The sequence below is a fragment of the Halobacterium bonnevillei genome (assembly GCF_009831555.1).
Classification (GTDB): Archaea; Halobacteriota; Halobacteria; order Halobacteriales; family Halobacteriaceae; genus Halobacterium; species Halobacterium bonnevillei.
This window is the reverse complement of the sequence record NZ_WUUU01000285.1, coordinates 1-2,303: the sequence shown is the minus strand read 5'-3', so window position 1 is coordinate 2,303 and position 2,303 is coordinate 1. Positions and strand designations below refer to the sequence as shown.

Here is a 2,303-nt window from a genome sequence, read left to right as displayed (position 1 = left end):
CCCGAACGGCCTCGCGGTCGCCGTCGAAGCCCGGCGCGCCCGGCAGCGGGTCCAGGTGGACCATCCCGACGACCGGGCGCTCGCTCGCGAACGCGAGGCTCATTCCTCGGCGTCGTCGCCGTCCGTCGACTCGGTTGTCTCGTCGTCCGCGGCTTCGTCTTTCGGTTCGAGGTTCCGGAAGCCGTCGAGGATGACCTGTTTCGCGGTCGTGCCCTGGGACGTCCAGTGGTTCGCGTAGTCCAGCATGTCTTCGTAGATGTCGGGCTTGCAGCCCGCCGCCTTCGGGTGGCCGCCGCCGTTGACCTGGCGCGCGACCTCGTGGGCGCGCTCGAAGGACTCCGTCCCGCGGATGCTCGCGCTCCCGGAGGGCTTGACGACGACCGCCGCGTCGGCGCCCTGCTCTCGCAGCGACTCCGCGACCTCGTTCTGCGAGCACCGGCCGTACGTCACGCCGACCGTCCACTCGCCGACCTCCTTCAGGGACGCGCGGTCGACCGCGCGGTCGATGAGGTCGTTCTTCTGGACGCGGCGCTCCTCGATGAACTCCATGACGTCCTCCGGGAGGTCCGGGCCGTGCTCCTGGACGGTGTCCATGTACTCGTCGGCGTCCACCCAGTAAGAGTAGTCCGCGAGGTCGTCGCTGCGCGGGTCCTCCTTCAGCCAGAGGTCGTGGTCGCGCGTGACCGCCGCGAGCTCCTCGAGGTGCCGTGGGACCTCCGACTCGCCGATGCTCCGGACCGCGACGTCGGCCGTACACTCCTCCTCGGAGTCCCCGATGACGAGGTCGACGCCCGCCTCGCGGACCGCCGCCTCCGTCTCCTCGGTCCACTGGTGGTGGTCCCACCAGTGCACGTCGCCCGCGTGCTCCACGAGGAACGCGAGGTCGTCCTCGACGTACGCGAACTTGTCCGGGCAGAGGTCGCAGACGAACACCGTGCAGTCCATCGCGCCGAACTCCGCGACCCGCCGCAGGCCGTCCTCGATTTCGTGGGGGCCGGCGGGCACGAGCGCCGCGTCGCCGTACACTTCGCGGACCATCGCGGCGCACGCGAGGCCGTCGGCGTCGGGGTCCGCGACCACCAGCACGTCGGCACCCTCCGCTTCCTCCCTGATCTCTCGGTCCTTTCGCTCCTCGTGGACGCTGTCCGGGACGAAAAAGCCCTTGCCGGGGAGCAGGGATTTCCGCTCCAGCGGCATGTCCTCGTCCTCGATGACCCAATCTTCCATGGGTGAACGTCGCGGGGCGGCGCAAAGAACCCGGTGATTCCGCCGCCAGCGCGCGTCGACGCCCGCGAGCGGTCGGCTCGTTCCGTTAGCCGTCGAGGTGCCACTCGCCGCGGCCGCTGGCGCCGCCGTAGTGGCTGTCGGACCCGACGTAGCGGTCGTCCGTCCACGTCCACCGCGTGTCGTGGTCGTACGCGGCGTCGCCGCCGGTCGTGAGACCACAGCAGCCAGTGAGAGCGCCGCGGGCGCGGTCGTTCGTCGGTCGGAACTCGACGTCGAGTCGCTGGTCGACGAGCCCCGTGCGGTTGTGGACCTCGACGCCGTTGCGCTCGTGAGGGTTCGGGAACTGGTCGAGCATCGGGTCGTCGTTCGGGAAGTCCGCGACCCGGTGGGCGTCGGCGACGGGGTAGCCGTCGTTGGCCGCGGCGTGCATCGTCGTTCGCAGGCGCACGCGCCGCTCGTGGTCCTCGAACGTCCGCACGGTGGCTCTCGTCCGGGACGCGTACGTCTCACCGGTCTCCAGGCGCCCGACGATGAACGCGTCCCCGGCGTGCTCGTAGTCGTCGTCGGCCGACGACTCCGGGACGAACGTCCGGCAGTCCGGGAGGCGACCGTGTTCGACCCACCCGACTGGGTCGAGGACGCGGTCGTCCCAGCCGCCCTCGTCCAGGAACACGTACGTCGACGCCGTGTCCCCACCGGGGACCGCCGCCGCGACCGAGACGGGGCGCCCGAGCACCGTCTCCGTCCCGTACTGGTGGGTGCCGTCGGCTTCGAGGAAGGCGGCGAACGCGTCCTGCACGCCGTCGCTGGGGCGCTCGTCTTTGCTGCTGGTCTCGACGAGTGCGACTGTCGCGCCGTTCCGGAACCCCGAGACGAGCGTCGCGCGAGTCGCGTCCGTCGTTCCGAGCACGACCTCCGCGTCCGCCAGCGACTCGGTGGTCGTCGGCGGCGCTGGTAGTTCGTCCGCGTCTCCCGCGAGGTAGACCGCGGTTCCGTCGAGGTGGGCGCTCGCGTCGTCGTCGAGTCCCGTGTGCGAGTCGACATCCGCGGCGCTGTTCGTGAACGCGCTGCAGCCA

At 71.0% G+C, this 2,303-nt stretch carries 2 protein-coding genes and 1 pseudogene; all 3 read right to left on the bottom strand.

Going from position 1 to position 2,303, the window contains the following annotated elements:
* Positions 1–103, bottom strand: a pseudogene (locus GRX66_RS20885) (phosphorybosylanthranilate isomerase); the annotation flags it as partial.
* Complete coding sequence (locus GRX66_RS18395) at positions 100–1,227, bottom strand: DHH family phosphoesterase (protein WP_159527774.1); 1,128 nt, start codon at positions 1,225–1,227, stop codon at positions 100–102. The pseudogene GRX66_RS20885 and the gene GRX66_RS18395, both read right to left, overlap by 4 nt.
* A gap of 85 nt (positions 1,228–1,312) precedes the next feature.
* Positions 1,313–2,303, bottom strand: a 991-nt coding sequence (locus GRX66_RS18390; RefSeq protein ID WP_159527773.1) for a hypothetical protein, incomplete at its 5' end; no start/stop codon positions are given.

Excerpts from the sequence above, each read along its gene's own strand:
- GRX66_RS18395 (WP_159527774.1), bottom strand. The coding sequence starts at position 1,227 with ATGGAAGATTGGGTCATCGAGGACGAGGACATGCCGCTGGAGCGGAAA.